Origin of the sequence: Rhizobium pantanalense (genome assembly GCF_030182525.1) — a bacterium.
In the GTDB taxonomy this organism is placed as follows: Bacteria; Pseudomonadota; Alphaproteobacteria; order Rhizobiales; family Rhizobiaceae; genus Rhizobium.
This window is the reverse complement of the sequence record NZ_JAQJCH010000015.1, coordinates 127,438-146,066: the sequence shown is the minus strand read 5'-3', so window position 1 is coordinate 146,066 and position 18,629 is coordinate 127,438. Positions and strand designations below refer to the sequence as shown.

Below are 18,629 nucleotides of genomic sequence, written 5' to 3'. Positions count from 1 at the left end.
TAAATTCGTTCAGCCCTTGACGGAGCCGCCAGCCATGCCCTCGATGAAGCGCTTCTGCATGAAGACAAAAAGCGCGACGACGGGCACGACGATAATGAGCGCTGCGGCCATGATCTCACCCCAATCGGAGCTGTACTGGCCGGACAGCAGGAAGAAGGCGATGACGGCGGTCATGTTCTCCTGCTTCTGCAGGAAGGTCGTGGCGATCAGGAACTCGTTCCAGGAGTTCAATCCGATAATCAGCGCCACGGTGAGGATGCCCGGCGAGACGATCGGCAGCATCACCCGCCAGAAGACCTGCCAATGCGTAGCGCCGTCGACGATCGCTGCTTCCTCAAGCTCCTTTGGAACCGCCAGGAAATAGGTTCTGAGCAGCATCACGGCAAAGGGGCTGTAGAGCGCGGTGTAGATCAGCGCCACGCCGAAGATGTTGTTGATGAGCCCGAGCTTGGCGAAGCCGAAATAGAGCGGGAAGATATAGAGCTGGATCGGTGCGGTCGTAGTCGCCAGCAGATAGAAGGTGAAGATCTTCCAGCTTTTGATCTTACGGCGCGCGATCACATAGGCCGTCAGCGACGATGTCGTGCAGACGAGCGCGATCGTCGTGCCGGAAACGATCAGCGAGTTGACGAAGGTTTGCGAAAATTTCGCGTGATTCCAGGCATTGGCAAAATTCTGCCAACGGATCAGTTGCGGCAGGCCGAGTGGATTCTGCACGATCTGAGCCGCCGACTTCAGCGAGTTCAGCACCAGAAGGGCGATCGGGAAGAGGGCAATGAAGGCGAATATGCCGAGAAGGATATAGCAGACCCAGAGGGTCAAGCGGCTTTCCACGAGCCTCATTGTTCGCCCTCCCTGGTCTGGATGCGCACGTAGAAGAAGGTGCCGACCAGCCCGAACAGGCTGATGACGAGGGCTGCCGCGGCCGCCTGTCCGACGTTCAGATCATAGAAAGCCTTGCGATAGGCGAGTGTCGACAACAGTTCGCTAGAGAAGGCGGGGCCGCCTTGGGTGAGGATGTAGACGAAATCGAAGGCGAGGAACGACCAGATAACGGTCATGATCATCATCAGCGTAATCGTAGGCCGGATGCCGGGAAGCAGCACATAGCGCATCATCTGGAAATAGGTGGCGCCTTCGATGCGGGCCGCCTCGATCTGCTCCTGCGGCACCTGCCGCAATGCGGCGAAGAAGATGACGCAGAGAAAGCCCCACCAGTGCCACAGGTCGACGGTTGCGACGCCGAAGAGTGCGATCGACGGCTGGGTTAGCGGATTGGGGATCGGCAATCCGTATTTCTTGAGGAGGCCGAAGACGCCGGTCACGGGGCTATAGATCATCCCCTGCCAGATGCGGGACGTGATCGCGGTCGCGATGACGACGGGCAGGAAATAGACGACCTGAAAGAAATTGCTGCCGCGGCGCACGATCAGCAGCATCGAGGCGGCAAGCAGCCCCATGAGGATTGGCACCGTCAGGAAGACGATGGTCCAGATGATGTTGTTGCCGAGCGCCAGCCAGAAGACGCGGTCGCCGGCAAGCGCGCGGAAATTGTCGAGGCCCGCGAAGGTGGGCGGGGAAATGCCGTCCCAGTTGCAGAAGGCGAGTGCCACCGTCAGCAAAGCAGGGACGAGGACGATGATGATATTAATGATCATCGTCGGAACGAGATAGAGTCGGTGCATAATATCCTCCGGACGAGGACGGCGCTTTCAGCGCCGTCCTGCGGCGGCTTGTCAGGTGCGGGGCGGGACCGCCGGCGCCTTGCCGGCGTCACGTTCCTGCTTGAAGGTCTCGTCAAGCTTCTTCAGGAAGTCGGCCGACTTCGTTTTCTTGAGCCAGACCTCTTCCATGCCGCTGACCAGGTATGTGTCTGTGGCCGGCGGCAGGAAGGTCCAGGTCGTGTAGCCGTATTTGCCGGCGGCGACTGCGCCTGCCAGCTCCTTCATGGCGTCCTCGTAGAGGGGCAAGACCTTATCGGAAAGCTTGACTTTGGAGAGATCAGCCAGCGGCAGGTTCCATTCGCCCTGCCAGACGGAGTTCATCTTGCTGTAGTAGTCGTCCGTGAACATGTAGTCGAGAACGGCTGCGGCGCCATCGGCATTGCCCGACTTGGCGTTGATCGACAGCGTCGAGCCGATGCCGAGTGCGAAGATCGGATCGCCTTTCTCGCTCGGGAAGCCGACGAAACCGGGTTCCGCGTTGTTCTGCGGGAAATAGGTCTGGACGTTGGTGAAGTTCCAGGTGCCGGTCGGCGCCATGCCGGCCTGGCCGCTGGCGATCTGCGCAAAGGCTTGCTCAAGCGTCAGCGAGAAATAGTTGTCGCCGAAATATCCCTTATCCCACCACTCCGCGAGCTTGTCGATCGAGTGGACAAAGGCGGGATCGGTCCACGGAATGGCGCCTGTCAGCGCCTTGTAGACATTCTCGGGTCCGGCAATCGAATTGATGGCGATCGAGACATAATGCTCGTTGGCCGGGCGCCAGTCGGCATTGCCGGCACCGAATGGGGTCAGGCCCTTGGCCTTCATCTCGTCGGCAAGCGCCTCGAAATCTGATATCGTCGTTGGGACCTTCCATTTGTTCTGTTCGAACAAGGTCTTGTTGTAGAAGAGGCCGAGCGTTTCGTATGTCTTCGCGAGCGCGTAGAGCTTGCCATTGTAGCGGCCGAGATCGAGGAAGAGCGGCAGCAGACGCTCGTCCCATCCGTATTTCTTGGCGTAGTCGTCAAGCGGCATAAGCTGACCGGCCTGTGCCATTGCCGCGACATAACTCGGGCCGGCCGTGAAGACGACATCGGGGCCGGTGCCGGCCAGCATCGCGACGCGCAGCTGCTTGTCGAGATCCGAGCCGCGGAAGTCGATGCTCAGGAGGTCTTCGGGATGTGCCGCATTGAACGGGTCGATCAGAATGTTCTTGAGGTTATCTTGGTTCTCTGGCGAAGCGGATTCGTACCAGAAGGATATGGGCTTTTGATCCGCCGCGAATGCGAAGCGGGACATAAGCGGCGGGGCAGCCAGGCCGAAGCCGGCTTTCAAAACTGTACGTCTGTGCATCGGTTTTCTCCTCCCGATTTGATTTTATTCGTTGCGCGTCGAACCCCTGACGATGAGATCGAAAGGCATTTCAACAGCGGTTCCAGCACCGGTTTTCTGTCCGCGAAGGCGATCCATCAGCGTCTGCGCGGCACGTTCTCCCATTTTCCATTGAAATTGCGCGACCGTCGTCAGCGTCGGGGTGACGAGCTTGGCGGCGGAAATATCGTCGAAACCGACGACGGCGATATCCTCGGGAATGCGGATGCCGTGCTCGCGCAGCGACTGCATTACCCCGATCGCCATCAGGTCGTTTGCGGCAAAGATGGCGGTCGGTCTGAAATCGCCGCCGAGGATGCTCTCGGCCGCGCGGACGCCGCCCATCTCGGAAAATTCGTCATCAATGACGACGTGATCGGGATGGCCGAGTTTTGAGAGCGCCGTACGATAACCCTCGATACGATGGGCCTGCGGACCGCCGCGACCGGCGACGAGCGCGATGCGCTTGTGACCGAGGCGCAGCAGATATTCCGTCACCGTCTGCGCCGCCGCCCTGCTGTCGACATAGATGTCGTCGATCGGAATTTCGCCACCGCGCTTCTTGGATGATTCAATTCTCACTATGGGAACGCCGGCCTCGACCAAGGGATTGAAATCCTTGGCCTTCAGCGTGAAGAAGACGCCGACCACGCCATCGACACGGCCCTGTCGGGCCCAATCGAGAAAATGACGCTCGCGCTCGGGCGTCCCGTCCGTGTTGACCGTGATCACATCGTAGTTCTGGCCGTCGGCGATCGACTGAATGCCGCGAATCAAAGACGGATAGAACGGATTGGTGATGTCGGGCACGATGCAGGCGATGGTCATCGTGCGGCTCGTCTTGAGCGCTTGCGCAAAACGGTTTGGTACGTAGCCGAGGTCCTTTGCCGCCTTGGTGATGCGCTCCCATGTCTCCGCCGGTATGGATGCTCCGCCGCCGCTCAGCACCATGGAAACGGTGGCCTGCGAGACCCCCGCAGCCCTTGCGACATCCTTTTGCGTTGCTCGTCCGTTTGTCATCGCTCGCGTACTTATACGTATTAGTTATACGTATCAATAAAAGTTCGCTGGCTGAGTGTCAAGCGTCCCGTCGGGCTCTGCCCATCCTTTTGGCGGAGAGACTGCCGTGCTTGGGAAAGGTGCCGTTTTTCGATATGGGCGTTCGCCTCAGGGTGCTCTGGCCTGCTCGGCCAAGCTTCAGGGAGGCTTGCGGCCCAACGGGAAATTTTGAGTAGTTCACTACATAATCAATTAATGGTTGAAATCTAAAATGCGAAAATATGGAGAGACCATCACGTCGGCATGATCTGGATTTTGTCAGGGTGGCAGCATTTTTGCTGCTGATCGTCTACCACGTTAGCCTGATTTATAATTCGAGAAATTTCATGCTGAAGGCACCGGACAGTTCTCCCGCCTTCGATATAATCCATTTGTTGACGCATCCGTGGCGAATGACGCTGTTGTTTTTCATCTCCGGCGCCGTGACTGGCATGCTGCTTGTGAAGCGTCCTCCAGGCGCATTGAGAAGTGCGCGGACAAGACAATTATTGCTGCCTTTTCTGGCGGGCATGGCGTTTCTGATTCCCCCACAGATATATGTATTTTTGAACGCCGAGATGGGAGTGCATATCAGCCTTTTGGAGGTCTTCTGGAATTATCTGACCTTGACTCCGGTTTCCTTGCCGAGCGGTGAGCAGACGCTGCTCGCCGGCATGCAGCATCTTTGGTATCTCCTATATCTGTGGAGCTATACCGTGATCATCACGCTCGCGGTGGCGGTGTGGCCATCGTTGTTGTCCTATATTGGAGATCGGCTTGCCCCTTGGCTTACGGGCAAATGGGTACTAATAGCGCCCGCCTTGCTGTTCATTTTCCTTCGGCTCGTTTTGAGACCAATTTTCCCCCCGTCACTGGAGTTTTTGACTGATTGGTATAGCCATGCCGTTTATATGGCTGCGTTCGTGATGGGAGCTGTGATGGCAACGCGTGACGATTGCTGGGATGCTATTGTCAACATGCGGAGACCGGCGTTGATTCTGACGGTCGCTTGCGCGGTGGCTTTGGTATGCCTGTTTCCCAGCCTGCCATCCAGTGATCCAGAAATGTGGCGGCTGTCTGTCGGGAGAATACTTGGTGGTACGTTCCAATGGTGCGCGATCGTCGCCGTTCTCGGCTATGCCAGGATTTGGTGCCGATCGGAAAACGCCGTGATCCGCTATCTCAACAGGGCGGTTCTCACCTACTATGTTCTCCACCAGACTGTTATGTTGCTGATCGCCTACGGATTGGATCGTATGGGGCTCTTGTCCGCCGTGTCGTTTATCCCAATTGCGGTTGCCACTTTGGCAATCTGCGCTGTGGTTTACGAACTGAAGCTTCGTCTGGAGAGTGCCGCGAACGCAAAGTTGCGTCCGCACGCTGCCTGATATCAAGGGCTGTTTGGCAAGCCGGGCTCTTATCGATCGCCAAGTGTCGAGAGCCGGCCCGGACAGCCGGCTTCCGTTGCGATGATCTGCAGTTGGTGATCGATGGCATCGCGCTTAAACATAGCGCTCCAAAAAGGCGACGGCAGTCAGATACTGGCTACGAACGATCGATGATCTGAAGCGGATCACAACCTCTACACCTCAGGCTCTCAATGTACTGCGCCCGATCCGCCGGCCGCAACGATCGCAAAGGGTTGTCCCTCGACGGGAATGCTGCGGACTTCCTTCAGTGATTGGTTATCGACCATACGCACGAGGCTGTGGCGCGGATCGGTAATGGCGATGAGATTGCCGGCGATCGCCAGACGAGGCCTCGGGTCGCGCCAGTGACCGTCCTTGCTGTAAGGTTCGGTAACGGTCTCGGATTTCACGATCGCGCCTTTCACGACATCAAGAAGATGCAGATTGCCGTCCTCCGTGAGAATGTAGCCGATCTGCGGCTTTGCCGGATCGAGTATGAAATCGACCCGTCGTGTCGGCAGTTCGATCAGCTTGTAGGGTTGGTCAGAATTGTCCGAATCGATCAATACGACCTTCTGCTCACCATAATTGCCGAGGAAGAATTGCATGGACGTGCCGCCGAGCAATGTCGAGACCTTGCCCTTTGGCAGGGAGGAGCCATAGGCGAGCATCTCGACCTTTGGGCCGTCGATACCGCCGGGGCGAGCGATCAGGACACCTTCCTCGCAGCCGAAGGCAACCAGCCGGGCGGAAGTCGCTTCCCCATGAAGCCCTGTGCAGCGCTTGATATCGCCGACCTGCTCTCCCTTTCGGTCCAGCACGCGCAAGCCGAGGCGCGGCGGCAATTCGCCTTCCTTGACAGGCGCCTCAATGTTCGGCACCGACACGAGAAGATGGTTGTCCATCGGAACGGCAACGCCGTGGTGGGCGGCGATGGTCCGGAATGAACGAATATCCGCTTTGCCTTCGGCAAGGCCACTTTCGGACAGGAGGTCGAACTTGTCGTCGCGGTCATAGAAGATCGCGACATCGTTGCCGTGGGTCACCACGTGCCCAGGCTTTTCGCCCTTGATCGATGCTGGAAGCAATTTCGGATCGGAAAGCTCGATATCGCGATGTTCGCCGTGGTCGGAGAGGGATATGCCGGTTGCTATCGCGTGGACCACATTCTTTTCGCCTTGCACGGCAAATATGGTGCGGCCGGACTGACTGAGAGACAGGGAGGCATAGCCGTCAAGATCGAACCGGCCGATTTCCTCGCCGCTCGAGGCATCGATCGCACGGACGATAGGCAGGCTGTGATCGGCGACGAATAGTCGCCAGCTTTCCATCCCCTTTTCGTCGTCGGCAAACGACGGCAAGGGAAGCAGCAAGGCGCAAGCCAAGGATGAGGCTGCAAGGAAGGTACCAGAGCTTGTGTTTGGCATGGAGAGCCCTTTATGTAATAACATTACATATGCAACGTAAAGAAGTGACGATGCATCTGTCCAGCCCCCTGTGCACGCGTCAGGCGAGATTGTCGGAGTTCATCAACATCGAAATTGGCTTGACGCCATCGAAGCAGTTGACGCAATTTTAACCGAAGATACTATATCTAGTGTTCGAGGTTCTTCTGATTCGCAAGGATTGGAGGCTAAGACGGGAATCCGGTCGGCGAACATGATGATCGCTAAGCCGGAGCTGCCCCCGCAACTGTGAGCGGTGAGCATTCGTTTGATGACGTCACTGAGACCTCGTGTCTTGGGAAGGCAGGACGAATGTTATGACCCGCGAGCCAGGAGACCTGCCTTGAGCATTGACGTCCACGGGCGGGGTGTTCGGCTGGCGAGCGATGATCCATGCGGCATGATGGCCGCCGTCGCTTCCTCGAAGATCCCGCATGAACAACTTCGGGGTGAAGTGCATGTTCCTGAGTATCCATAGTCGCCCGCGCGAGTGACGGCCGCTTAAATGCGTCCAGCCGCCGGCTAGGTTTGCCTCCACTTTTCACCCGCCGAGCGGGCATCATCCGATGCCCGAGCGATTTTCCGTGCCCATCCATACGAGGATATCTCATGAGCATCACCGTCTATAGCAAGCCCGCCTGCGTCCAGTGCACAGCCACGACTCGTGCGCTTGATCGCCAAGGCATCGACTACACTATCGTCGACGTATCGACCGATGCCGCCGCCTATGAGCTGGTGCAGGGTCTCGGCTATCGCCAGGTTCCGGTTGTCGTCGCCGGCGAACTGCATTGGGCTGGCTTCCGTCCCGACATGATCAGCGCTCTCGCTTAGGGAGCCGGGCGGTGGGCGAGATCGTCTATTTCTCCAGCCGGTCGGAAAATACCCATCGCTTCGTTGTCAAGCTCGCATTGCCGGCTGCTCGTATCCCGCTTGCCGTGGGAGATGAGTTTTGTGCGACCTCGCCCTATGTCCTGATCGTCCCGACCTATTGCGGCGACGGTGGCAAGGGGGCCGTGCCCAAGCAGGTGATCCGCTTCCTCAACGATGCGGGCAACCGTTCGAACATCCGCGGGGTCATCGCCGCGGGCAACAGCAACTTCGGCGCGACCTACGGGATCGCCGGCGACATCATCTCTGCCAAATGCCAGGTGCCGTATCTCTATCGGTTCGAACTTCTGGGCACGGATGAGGATGTCGCCAATGTCAGACAGGGATTGGAACGATTTTGGATACGCTAAGCTCTTCTTTGTCGCGGGACGCGGGCGAAAAACCGCAGAGCACTTTTTCTGCTACCACGAATGATCGGCCAGCCAAGGCCGCGGAACCAGCATTGGATTATCACGCACTGAACGCCATGCTGAACCTCTATGACGAGCACGGAAAGATCCAGCTCGACAAGGACCGCCTGGCGGCCAAGCAGTACTTCCTGCAGCACGTCAACCAGAACACGGTCTTCTTCCATAACCTGAGGGAAAAACTCGATTATCTAGTGACGGAAGGCTACTACGAGCAGGAGGTGCTGGATCAGTATTCCTTCAATTTCGTGCGCGATCTCTTCGACCACGCTTATGCGAAGAAATTCCGTTTTCCGACCTTCCTCGGCGCCTTCAAATACTACACCAGCTACACGCTGAAGACCTTCGATGGAAAGCGCTATCTTGAGCGTTATGAAGACCGTATCTGCATGGTCGCACTGACGCTGGCGCAGGGCAGCGAGCAGATTGCGCGCGATCTGGTGGACGAGATTATCTCCGGCCGCTTCCAGCCGGCAACACCGACCTTCCTCAATGCCGGCAAGAAGCAGCGCGGAGAGCTGGTCTCCTGCTTCCTGCTGCGTGTCGAAGACAATATGGAATCGATCGGCCGCGCCATTAACTCGGCTCTGCAGCTTTCGAAACGCGGCGGAGGCGTGGCGCTATCGCTCACCAACATCCGTGAGGCCGGCGCACCCATCAAGCATATCGAGAACCAGTCGTCCGGCATCATTCCCGTCATGAAGCTGCTGGAAGACTCCTTCTCCTACGCCAACCAGCTTGGCGCGCGGCAAGGGGCGGGCGCCGTCTACCTGAACGCTCACCATCCCGACATCATGCGCTTCCTCGATACCAAACGCGAAAATGCCGACGAGAAGATCCGCATCAAGACACTGTCGCTCGGCGTGGTCATTCCGGACATTACTTTCGAGCTCGCGAAGAACAACGAGGATATGTACCTATTCTCGCCCTATGACGTGGAGCGCGTCTATGGCGTGCCGCTCACCGAGATTTCGGTGACGGAGAAGTATCGCGAGATGGTGGCCGACAGCCGCATCCGCAAAAAGAAGATCAAGGCGCGCGAATTCTTCCAGGTGATCGCCGAAATCCAGTTCGAGAGCGGCTATCCCTACATCATGTTCGAGGATACGGTGAACCGCGCCAATCCGGTTGCCGGCCGCATCACCATGAGCAATCTCTGCTCGGAAATCTTGCAGGTCAGCGAAGCCAGCGCATACAACGATGACCTGTCCTACAAGCATATGGGCAAGGACATCTCCTGCAATCTCGGTTCTCTGAATATTGCTGCAGCAATGGACAGCCCGGATTTCGGCAAGACGATCGAAATGTCGATCCGTGCGCTGACGGCTGTTTCCGACATGAGCCATATCTCCTCCGTACCCTCGATCGAAAAGGGTAATGACGAAAGCCATGCGATCGGCCTCGGTCAGATGAACCTGCACGGTTATCTCGCCCGCGAGCGCATTTTCTACGGCTCGGAAGAAGGCGTCGATTTCACCAATATCTATTTCTACACAGTGACCTACCACGCCATTCGCGCCTCGAACCTGCTTGCGGTCGAGCGCGGCCAGAGCTTCAAGGGCTTCGAGAATTCGAAATACGCTTCCGGCGAATATTTTGACAAATATACTGAGCAGGAATGGAGGCCAGTGACCGAGCGCGTCGCGGAAATCTTCGAAAAGGCGGGTATTGCCATCCCCACGCAGGAAGATTGGCAGAATCTGAGAAAAGCTGTCATGGAGGGCGGGCTCTATAACCAGAACCTGCAGGCCGTGCCGCCGACGGGCTCAATCTCCTACATCAACCACTCGACCTCCTCGATCCACCCGATCGTCTCCAAGATCGAGATTCGCAAGGAAGGCAAGATCGGCCGCGTCTATTATCCGGCCGCCTTCATGACGAACGACAATCTCGATTACTATCAGGACGCCTACGAGATTGGGCCTGAAAAGATCATCGACACCTACGCCGCGGCCACCCAGCATGTCGACCAGGGCCTGTCGCTGACGCTGTTCTTCCGCGACACCGCAACCACGCGCGATATCAACAAGGCGCAAATCTACGCCTGGAAGAAGGGCATCAAGACCATCTACTATATCCGGCTTCGCCAGATGGCGCTCGAAGGCACGCAGGTTCAGGGCTGCGTTTCCTGCACGCTCTGAACCTTTGAGGGACGACAATGAACATGCAATTCAAGCCGGCAAACCGCGTTCGCGCCATCAACTGGAACCGCATCGAGGACGACAAGGATCTCGAAGTCTGGAATCGCCTGACCGGGAATTTCTGGCTGCCGGAAAAGGTGCCCTTGTCGAACGACATTCAATCCTGGGCGACACTCAAGCCTGAGGAGCAGCAGCTCACCATCCGGGTCTTCACCGGCCTGACGCTGCTCGACACGATCCAGAACGGCGTCGGCGCCGTCAAGCTGATGGCCGATGCCGCCACCCCGCATGAAGAAGCGGTGCTGTCGAACATCTCATTCATGGAGGCGGTGCACGCGCGCTCTTATTCGTCGATCTTCTCGACGCTCTGCCTGACGCCCGATGTCGACGATGCCTATCGCTGGTCGGAAGAGAACGAGTTCCTGCAGAAGAAATCGACGCTGATCATGGAGCAGTATTCTTCCGGAGATCCCCTACGGAAAAAGGTCGCCAGCGTCTTCCTTGAAAGCTTTCTATTTTATTCCGGCTTCTATCTGCCGATGTTCTGGTCGAGCCGCGCCAAGCTCACCAACACCGCCGACATGATCCGTCTCATTATCCGTGATGAAGCCGTGCATGGCTATTACATCGGCTACAAGTTCCAGCGCGGGCTTGAGCGGCTTTCGGAAGAGTGCAGGCAGGAGATCAAGGATTTCGCCTTCGATCTGCTGCTGGAGCTTTATGACAATGAAGCCAAGTACACCGAAGCGCTCTATGACGGCGTCGGTCTGACCGAGGACGTCAAGAAGTTCCTGCATTACAACGCCAACAAGGCACTGATGAATCTCGGCTATGAGGCGCTCTTCCCCGCGGAAGCCTGCAAGGTCAATCCGGCCATCCTTTCGGCGCTGTCTCCGAATGCGGATGAGAACCACGACTTCTTCTCCGGCTCCGGCTCGTCCTATGTGATCGGCAAGGCCGTTGCGACGGAGGATGAGGACTGGAATTTCTGAGGATCGAGCTTGGCGCAGCTCAGGCGGTTCGAGCCGTCGCCTTGGAAACGGTGCCCTGACGGCAGCCGTCGCTGAGCGGCGCTCGCCTCCGCTTGGAAACACAAACGGCCGGCTCTAACAAATAGAGCCGGCCGTTGAACTGTCGGATCCTGACGATCCGGATTACTTGTTCAGCGCATCCTTCAACGCCTTGGCCGGCGTGAAGGCGAGCTTCTTCGATGCGGCAACCTTGATGGTTGCGCCCGTTCCCGGATTGCGTGCTTCGCGCGCCGGCGTATCCTTGACTTTGAACTTGCCAAAGCCCGGGATCGAGGTTTCGGCGCCGGATGTTGCGGCTCCGGTAATGGCTGCAAAGACGGCTTCGACAATCGCCTTGCTCTGGACTTTGGTAAGCTTGTGGTCTGCAGCGATCTTGTCTGCGATTTCATTGGTGGTGGTCATGAGGCTTCCCCCGCATTGATGACGCTGGAATCATTTCCATTGCCGATGTCCATTGTCACCTGGAGTCGGGGTCGGAAAGGCCGAGAATGCCTGTATTTCCACAGGTTCCGACGCATCGGGGCCATTTCGAACGCTTTCCGCAGGCGTTTTTCCAGTCAATGGCTCGGTTGGGCGGCCGATGGGAGAGCGCTCCATGATACCCGCAGACGCCTGCGAATCTGCGGGAAGGGCCGGAATCAGAGCTCCGGCACTCTCTTCGCCATCCGGATGCGAGCGGTGACGAATTCATTGAAACTGGCCTTTTGCCTGATAGGTCTATAGAGGCTCGGCTGTGATCAACGGATGGAACGGACAATGGAACACGAGATCAAGATAGACAACCGCGGTGATTTCGGGCTTTGGGCTATCGAGGTCGCAAAGCAGATCATCAGCGATGAGGGCTTTGAATTGGCAAGAGCCGCACGGGACGGCACAGAGGATGATGTCCGCGCGGCCGGTAACGCACTTGGCCAGGCCATTACCAACGCGATGATGGAGGTTTATGACGGTTTGATCGAAGGAGCGGATGAAGATTAGGATCGTCTCGAAGGGTGTGGCCAGTCATCCGCGTGCTCGCGCGGCCGGCTTGCTCTGGATTGAAATCTGAAAGTTGCACCAACTTAAAATCGCAGCCTTACAATCACGAACAGGCATCCCCATATAGGGGGCGGATTAGTCTTTCTGCCCTATGACAGGAGAGCCAATGTTCAGTGCAGTACCGCGTTTCGCCAAGATTGCAGCCATCGTCGTCGTTGCCGCCGCTTCGTCCGTGGCGACCTTTGATGCCGCCGACGCGCGTCGGGCTGGATCCAGCGGCTTCGGAAGCCGCGGAACGCGCACCTTTGATACACCGGCCATAACGCGGACGGCGCCTACGCAGGCTGCCCCGATCGACCGGTCGATGACGCAGCGGCCGCAGCAGCAGACAACGACGCAGCCGCCGCTCGGCGCGCCACAGCGTCCAGGCCTTTTCGGCGGCTTTGGCGGATCGATGATCGGTGGCCTGATCGCCGGTGGGCTGCTTGGCATGATGCTGGGTCACGGTTTTGGCGGCGGTGTCGGCTTCCTCGGCATGCTGCTGCAGATCGGTCTGATCGTGTTGCTGATCGGTTTTGCCATGCGTTTCTTTGCAAATCGCCAGCGGACGCAATATGCAGCACCGGGATCGGGCACGTCCTACAATATGAATCCGATGAACAACGCAGGTGCTTCCCCGCGCCCTTCCTTCTCCATTCCGTCTATCGGTGGTGGAGCGGCAGCCGCGCCGAAGGCGCGCCAAGCGAATGACGAGATCGGGTTGCAGCAGGCCGATCTCGATCGCTTCGAGCACCTTCTGACCGAAATCCAGTCGGCCTATGGCAAGGAAGACTATGCTACGCTGCGCCGGCTGACCACGCCGGAGGCGATGTCCTACCTCGCCGAAGAACTTGGGGAAAACGCGACCAGCGGCGTACGCAACAGCGTTTCCGACGTCCGCCTGCTGCAAGGCGATATCGCTGAGGCGTGGCGCGAGGGCAATGCCGAATATGCGACGCTTGCCATGCGCTATTCGAGCATCGACGCGATGGTCGATCGTGCGACCGGGAAACTCGTCGACGGCGACGACCGCAATCCCTCGGAAACGACGGAACTCTGGACCTTCGTGCGCAAGCCCGGTTCGGACTGGACGCTTTCAGCAATCCAGGGAACGGAACTGCACTAATCCTGCGCAGCTTCCGCAAAGAACCGCCTCGCGAGGGATCGCGGGCGGCTCGTCATATCCATAAATTGATTGTCCTCATCCTTTAAACCTGAAGGCGTCTGGTGGGTGTCGAAGACGACGCGGCATTCGCCTTGACTCGCCAAATCTCTCCTTTAATGTGCTGATGTGGAAACGTTACCACACTGGGAGGAAATAGATGAAATCCGCGCGGCTCAACCGCCTGTTCGGCGTGTCCGGAAATTGCTTCGACGTCGCCATCGATCATGGCATGTTCAATGAACGGACCTTTCTCGCCGGCATCGAGGATATGAGAACAGCGATCAGGGTCATTGCCGATGCTGCGCCCGATGCCATTCAGCTTCCGCCAGGTACCGCGCCTATTCTGCAGGCAATCCCCGGCAAGCATCGTCCGGCTCTAGTGCTGCGGACCGATATCGCCAATATCTATGGCAATCCGCTGCCCTCCGCACTGTTTTCCGAGATGATCGACCGGGGCGTGGAACAGGCGGTGGCACTCGATGCAGCCTGTGTCGTCGTCAATCTTTTGATGCTGCCGGACCAGCCCGAAGTCTATCGCGCCTGCGTGCGCAACGTGAATAGCCTGAAGCGCGAGTGCGAGATCTATGGCATGCCGCTGATGGTCGAGCCGCTGGTCATGCAGGATAACTCCAAGGGCGCCTATATGGTCGATGGCGCGATCGACAAGATTCTGCCGCTGGTGCGTCAGGCCGCCGAACTCGGCGCCGACATCATCAAGGCCGACCCGTGTGACAATGTTCAGAACTACCATCGTGTCATTGAGATCGCCCAAGGGCTTCCTGTGCTCGTTCGCGGCGGAGGCCGCGTGTCAGATCAGGAGATACTTTCACGCACGAAACAGCTGATGGAGCAGGGCGCCCGCGGGATCGTCTATGGCCGCAACGTCATCCAGCACAACAATCCGGCGGGCATGACGCGCGCCCTGATGGCGATCGTCCATGAGGAGGCTTCCGTCGAAGACGCCTCGCGGCATCTCGCCTGACGCATTCTTGGAGGAGGAAATATGAAGAAGGTATTCCGCTTCGGCGTCATCGGCTGCGGCCTGATGGGGCGTGAATTCGCAAGCGCTGCGGCGCGCTGGCTGCATCTCGCCGACACGAGGGCACGGCCGGAAATCGTTGCCGTCTGCGATACCAATCCTGCGCTTCTCGACTGGTTCAAGGACAATGTGCCATCAGTCAGGCAGTTCACCGGCGATTATAAGGAGCTGCTGGCCAATCAGGATGTTGATGCGGTTTATTGCGCCGTGCCGCATGTGCTGCACCAGCAGTTCTATGTCGACATTCTGAAGGCTGGAAAGCATCTGCTCGGCGAAAAGCCGTTCGGCATGGATGCGGCACAGAACCGCGAGATCATGGCGGTTCTTGCCGAAAACCCGAAGCTTCTGGTTCGCTGCTCGTCGGAAATGCCCTTCTTTCCTGGGGCGCAGAAGGTCATCGCGCTCGCCGAAAGCGGCGAGATGGGCGATATTCTCGAGGTCGAGGCCGGCTTCCTGCACTCCTCCGATATCGACAGGCAGAAGCCGATCAACTGGAAGCGCATGGCCGATATCAACGGCGAATACGGCTGCATGGGCGATCTCGGCATGCATGTCCTGCATGTGCCCCTGCGGCTCGGCTGGCGCCCGCAGACGCTGCATGCGCAACTGGTCAAGAAGATCACGGAGCGCCCGGATGGCAAGGGCGGCATGGTACCGTGTACGACCTGGGACAATGCGACGATCAGCACGCGCGTCAACGCGGGTGGCCAGGATTTTCCGATGGTGCTGAAGACCTGGCGGATCGCACCGGGCGAGGCCAATACCTGGTACATCCGCATCCTCGGCATGAAGAAGAGTGCCTTCTTCACCACGAAAGCGCCGCGGCAGTGGCAGTGGATGGACTATGATGGCGGCGCGCAGGCCTGGAGCACTGAAGATTTGGGATATGGTTCGCTCTTCCCGGCGATAACAGGCAAGATTTTCGAGTTCGGCTTCGCCGATGCCATCCAGCAAATGTGGGCTGCCTTCGTCGATGAACTGGCCGGCGGAAACGCCAATGGCTTTGCCTGTGCGACGCCCGAAGAAGCGCAGGCGCATCACGCAGTACTGACGGCGGCACTGAAATCCGGCCGTGAAAATATCGTCGTACCGGTCGATTACGAAGGAGCGACCACCTGATGAAGCGCTCCGAAATCAACGAAGCGCTGCGGCGCGCAAGCAAAACCCTAGACCATTGGCGCTGGTCGCTGCCGGAATGGGGTTATTGGACTGCGGCGGATTTCGCCGCCAATCCGGAGGCGGCGCGCTATTTGCGTGCCCATCAGCTGGGGTGGGACGTCACGGATTTCGGCTCCGGCCGTTTTGCCGAATGCGGCCTCGTGCTCTTTTGCCTGCGCAACGGCGTTGTCGGTGTCGAAGGCGAGCGGACCTATGCCGAGAAGCTGCTTTTCGTCGCGGAAGGGCAGGTCACGCCGACCCACCGCCATCAAGCGAAGATGGAAGACATCATCAACAGGGCCGGCGGCGATCTCGTCATTGAATTCGCGGCGACCGACGCCGAAGGCAATGTTCTGCAGGATGACGTGACCGTCCCGGTCGACGGCTTGCCGAGGAAGCTTGCTGTATGGGAGCCGTTGGTGCTTTCTCCTGGCCAGAGCGTGACGATCCGAACCGGGCTTTATCATCGCTTCTACGGCCACAAGGGCGGCGGTCCGGTCTTCGTCGGCGAGGTCAGCCAAGTCAATGACGACAATAGCGATAATTACTTCCTGGAGCCGCTCGGGCGCTTCGCCGCGATCGAGGAGGATGAACCGCCTCTAAGGCCTCTGTGGAACGAGGCAGGTGGCTGATGAGGACCGGGGAGGAGGTTCGCGCTAGTGAAAAGAAAGACAAGGGAGGCATCGTTTGCGCGGGAAATTTCATCGTCGACCGTGTCCATACGCTGTCCTATTGGCCCGAGCAGGGTAATCTTGCCTATATTCAGCATCAGGATGTGGGCGTTGGCGGCGGGGCCGCCAATGTCGTCACCGATCTCGCCTCCCTCGGCTTTCCCGGAAAGCTCGCCGCCGCCGGCTGTATCGGCGCGGACATCGATGGAGAGATCGTCAAGACCCGACTTCAGAGCGCCGGCATCGATGTAAGCGGTCTGCGGGAGCGTCCGGACCGCGCAACAGCCCATACGCATGTCATGAACGTGCCGGGGCAGAACCGCACCTTCTTCTATCACGGCGGTGCCAATGATGCGGTGACAGACACGCTCATCTCGCCCGCGACCTTTGCCAATGCCGGCTATCGGCTGTTTTATCTCGGCTATCTGATGCTTCTGCCTGGTCTCGACGGGATCGATGTGGATGGCCGATCCGGAGCATCGCGCCTTCTGGAGGCCGCGCGCAATGCCGGCCTGACCACCTGCGTCGATTTCGTCTCCAGCGAGGATCCGGAGTTTGCGGCGAAGGTTGGCGCGGCGCTGCCCTATTGCGATTACCTTATCATCAATGAAATCGAAGCAGGGCGGGCAACCGGCGTGACCGTACGGGGCACCGCAGGGGAGTTGAACCAGGCCGCACTTCTGGCAGCCGGCGAACGGTTGCTGGCGGCAGGCGTCGCAAAGGGTGCAATCATTCACGCCCCGGAAATCTGCTTCTGGTTTGCTTCGGGCGCAAAGCCGATTATCTCACGCTCCCGACCGGTCGAGCCGGCCGATATTGTCAGCACTGTCGGCGCGGGCGATGCTTTCTGCGCCGCTGTGCTTTACGGTCTGCATGAGAATTGGCCCGTCGAGCGCATCTGCGCTGTTGCACATGCCGCCGCCGCCCGTTGCCTTGGAGGAGCGACCGCGACGGACGGCATCCCCGACATGGCGGCACTTCTGGAGGATATAAAGGAGATGCAGCCCGCCGGTGCCTAGCGCACCGGCTGTAAGCGGCAGCGCTCATCATTGAGTGCTATAGTGCCGATGGGATCGGCGCGGGAGCGAATCAAATCTTACGCTTGGAGGAGGCGAATGAGGGCAGTCCGTTTGGAAGCAATCGGCGATATGGCGATGCATATGGTCGAGAAGCCGAGCGCCGGTCCGGGGGAGATTGTCGTGCGGGTGCTGGCTGCCGGTATCTGCGGGTCAGACCGGCACATGTACAAGGGCGAATATCCGACGGCGATCCCCGTGACCTTGGGCCACGAGTTCTGTGGCCTCGTCGAGGAGGTGGGCGAGGGCGTTACCTCGTTCGTGGGCAGTGAACTCGTCACCGTAGACCCGAATATCGCTTGTGGCACATGCCCCGCCTGTCGGCGCGGGCGGCCGAATCTCTGCGCCAACCTCACGGCTATCGGCGTGACGCGCGATGGCGGCTTTGCCGAATATGTCGTAGTTCCCTGCGGACAGGCGTTCATACTGCCTGCGGATCTCGATCCCGTTCATGGCGCCTTCTGCGAGCCGCTAGCCTGCTGCATTCATGCCATCGACAAGGCACAAATCCGTCCGGGCGACAGCGTCGCCATATTGGGCGGTGGTGTCATTGGCCTGCTCATGGTCCAACTGGCGCGCCTCGCAGGCGCTGATCAGATCATCCTGATCACGAGGCAGCTGTCACGGCGGGAAGCAGCTTTGCGCCTGGGTGCAACACAGGCCCTCGATCCGACGGCGACCGATGCCGTTGCCGCCGTGCGGGATGCTACCGGCGGGGGCGTCGATGTCGTCATAGAATGCGCCGGTGTGCCCGAGACGCTGCAGACGGGCGTGCAGATGGTGCGACGCGGCGGCGCTTTCATTCTCTTTGGTGTGACGCCGGCAGGCTTCGAAGTGCCCGTTCTACCGTTCGATCTGCTCGTCAACGAAGTCGAGATCAGGCCGGCCTATCTCAATCCCTTCACCCATTCCCGCGCGGCCGCCATGGTGGCGAGCGGTATTCTGGAACTGGATTCGCTTGTCACGAAGACCATAGGTCTCGAAGAGGTGGCGAGCGTGGTCGGCAGCGCGCCATTGGCCGGTGAGATCAAGGTCATTGTCCGGCCGTAAAAGCCGATTGACGGCGGTGC

18 protein-coding genes and 1 riboswitch are annotated in these 18,629 nt (G+C 58.7%); of the genes, 12 read left to right on the top strand and 6 right to left on the bottom strand.

What is annotated here, in order from left to right; translation table 11 throughout:
* Positions 1-9: 9 nt before the first annotated feature.
* Genes PH558_RS30135 through PH558_RS30120 form a run of 4 tightly spaced genes read right to left on the bottom strand, consistent with a single transcriptional unit; the run spans position 10 to position 4,094 of the window.
* The gene (locus PH558_RS30135) at positions 10-843 is read right to left on the bottom strand and encodes a carbohydrate ABC transporter permease (RefSeq protein WP_095437437.1); all 834 of its coding nucleotides are present in this window, start codon (positions 841-843) and stop codon (positions 10-12) included.
* Complete coding sequence (locus PH558_RS30130) at positions 840-1,685, bottom strand: carbohydrate ABC transporter permease (RefSeq protein WP_285208080.1); 846 nt, start codon at positions 1,683-1,685, stop codon at positions 840-842. Before PH558_RS30130 ends, PH558_RS30135 begins: the two co-directional genes overlap by 4 nt.
* A 51-nt stretch (positions 1,686-1,736) precedes the next feature.
* Positions 1,737-3,056 (bottom strand): ABC transporter substrate-binding protein, encoded by a 1,320-nt coding sequence (locus PH558_RS30125; protein ID WP_285208079.1) that lies wholly within the window; start codon positions 3,054-3,056, stop codon positions 1,737-1,739.
* Between the two features lie 24 nt (positions 3,057-3,080).
* A complete protein-coding gene (locus tag PH558_RS30120; RefSeq protein ID WP_285208078.1) occupies positions 3,081-4,094 on the bottom strand; it encodes a LacI family DNA-binding transcriptional regulator in 1,014 nt (337 codons plus the stop codon).
* A gap of 260 nt (positions 4,095-4,354) precedes the next feature.
* On the opposite strand from PH558_RS30120, the gene PH558_RS30115 reads away from it, so the two are divergent.
* Complete coding sequence (locus PH558_RS30115; RefSeq protein ID WP_285208077.1) at positions 4,355-5,500, top strand: acyltransferase family protein; 1,146 nt, start codon at positions 4,355-4,357, stop codon at positions 5,498-5,500.
* 209 nt (positions 5,501-5,709) lie between these two features.
* Here the strand turns inward: PH558_RS30115 and PH558_RS30110 are convergent, their stop codons facing one another.
* Positions 5,710-6,948 carry a hypothetical protein gene (locus tag PH558_RS30110; protein ID WP_285208076.1) on the bottom strand — a complete coding sequence of 413 codons (1,239 nt, stop codon included), beginning with the start codon at positions 6,946-6,948 and terminating at the stop codon, positions 5,710-5,712.
* Between the two features lie 160 nt (positions 6,949-7,108).
* A riboswitch (cobalamin riboswitch) is annotated at positions 7,109-7,326 on the top strand.
* 249 nt (positions 7,327-7,575) lie between these two features.
* Here PH558_RS30110 and nrdH point away from each other — a divergent pair.
* From nrdH to nrdF, 4 genes are read left to right on the top strand one after another with little or no spacing between them, the layout of a single operon-like run.
* Positions 7,576-7,797, top strand: coding sequence for a glutaredoxin-like protein NrdH (nrdH, locus tag PH558_RS30105; RefSeq protein ID WP_095437442.1), 222 nt, complete (start codon positions 7,576-7,578; stop codon positions 7,795-7,797).
* A gap of 11 nt (positions 7,798-7,808) precedes the next feature.
* Complete coding sequence (gene nrdI / locus PH558_RS30100; RefSeq protein WP_095437443.1) at positions 7,809-8,204, top strand: class Ib ribonucleoside-diphosphate reductase assembly flavoprotein NrdI; 396 nt, start codon at positions 7,809-7,811, stop codon at positions 8,202-8,204.
* An 8-nt stretch (positions 8,205-8,212) separates the two neighbouring features.
* Entirely contained in the window at positions 8,213-10,402 is a 2,190-nt protein-coding gene (gene nrdE / locus PH558_RS30095) for a class 1b ribonucleoside-diphosphate reductase subunit alpha (protein ID WP_285208090.1), read from the top strand.
* 17 nt (positions 10,403-10,419) lie between these two features.
* Positions 10,420-11,394: a class 1b ribonucleoside-diphosphate reductase subunit beta gene (gene nrdF / locus PH558_RS30090; protein ID WP_285208075.1), complete on the top strand. Its 975-nt coding sequence runs from the start codon at positions 10,420-10,422 to the stop codon at positions 11,392-11,394.
* Between the two features lie 162 nt (positions 11,395-11,556).
* On the opposite strand, the gene PH558_RS30085 is transcribed toward nrdF, so the two are convergent.
* A complete protein-coding gene (locus tag PH558_RS30085) occupies positions 11,557-11,835 on the bottom strand; it encodes an HU family DNA-binding protein (RefSeq protein ID WP_069609985.1) in 279 nt (92 codons plus the stop codon).
* Positions 11,836-12,189: 354 nt separating this feature from the next.
* Between PH558_RS30085 and PH558_RS30080 the strand changes: the two genes are divergently transcribed.
* The 7 genes from PH558_RS30080 (at position 12,190) to PH558_RS30050 (ending at position 18,609) form a co-directional block, all read left to right on the top strand.
* Complete coding sequence (locus tag PH558_RS30080) at positions 12,190-12,411, top strand: hypothetical protein (RefSeq protein ID WP_095437446.1); 222 nt, start codon at positions 12,190-12,192, stop codon at positions 12,409-12,411.
* 166 nt (positions 12,412-12,577) lie between these two features.
* Complete coding sequence (locus PH558_RS30075) at positions 12,578-13,576, top strand: Tim44 domain-containing protein (protein ID WP_113407132.1); 999 nt, start codon at positions 12,578-12,580, stop codon at positions 13,574-13,576.
* 196 nt (positions 13,577-13,772) lie between these two features.
* Entirely contained in the window at positions 13,773-14,597 is an 825-nt protein-coding gene (locus PH558_RS30070) for a class I fructose-bisphosphate aldolase (protein WP_285208074.1), read from the top strand.
* A gap of 21 nt (positions 14,598-14,618) precedes the next feature.
* Positions 14,619-15,773 (top strand): Gfo/Idh/MocA family protein, encoded by a 1,155-nt coding sequence (locus tag PH558_RS30065; protein WP_285208073.1) that lies wholly within the window; start codon positions 14,619-14,621, stop codon positions 15,771-15,773.
* Entirely contained in the window at positions 15,773-16,444 is a 672-nt protein-coding gene (locus tag PH558_RS30060; RefSeq protein WP_285208072.1) for a D-lyxose/D-mannose family sugar isomerase, read from the top strand. Before PH558_RS30065 ends, PH558_RS30060 begins: the two co-directional genes overlap by 1 nt.
* Entirely contained in the window at positions 16,444-17,502 is a 1,059-nt protein-coding gene (locus tag PH558_RS30055) for a carbohydrate kinase family protein (RefSeq protein ID WP_113407128.1), read from the top strand. Before PH558_RS30060 ends, PH558_RS30055 begins: the two co-directional genes overlap by 1 nt.
* Positions 17,503-17,598: 96 nt before the next feature.
* Positions 17,599-18,609 (top strand): zinc-dependent alcohol dehydrogenase family protein, encoded by a 1,011-nt coding sequence (locus PH558_RS30050; RefSeq protein WP_285208071.1) that lies wholly within the window; start codon positions 17,599-17,601, stop codon positions 18,607-18,609.
* Positions 18,610-18,629 lie beyond the last annotated feature (20 nt).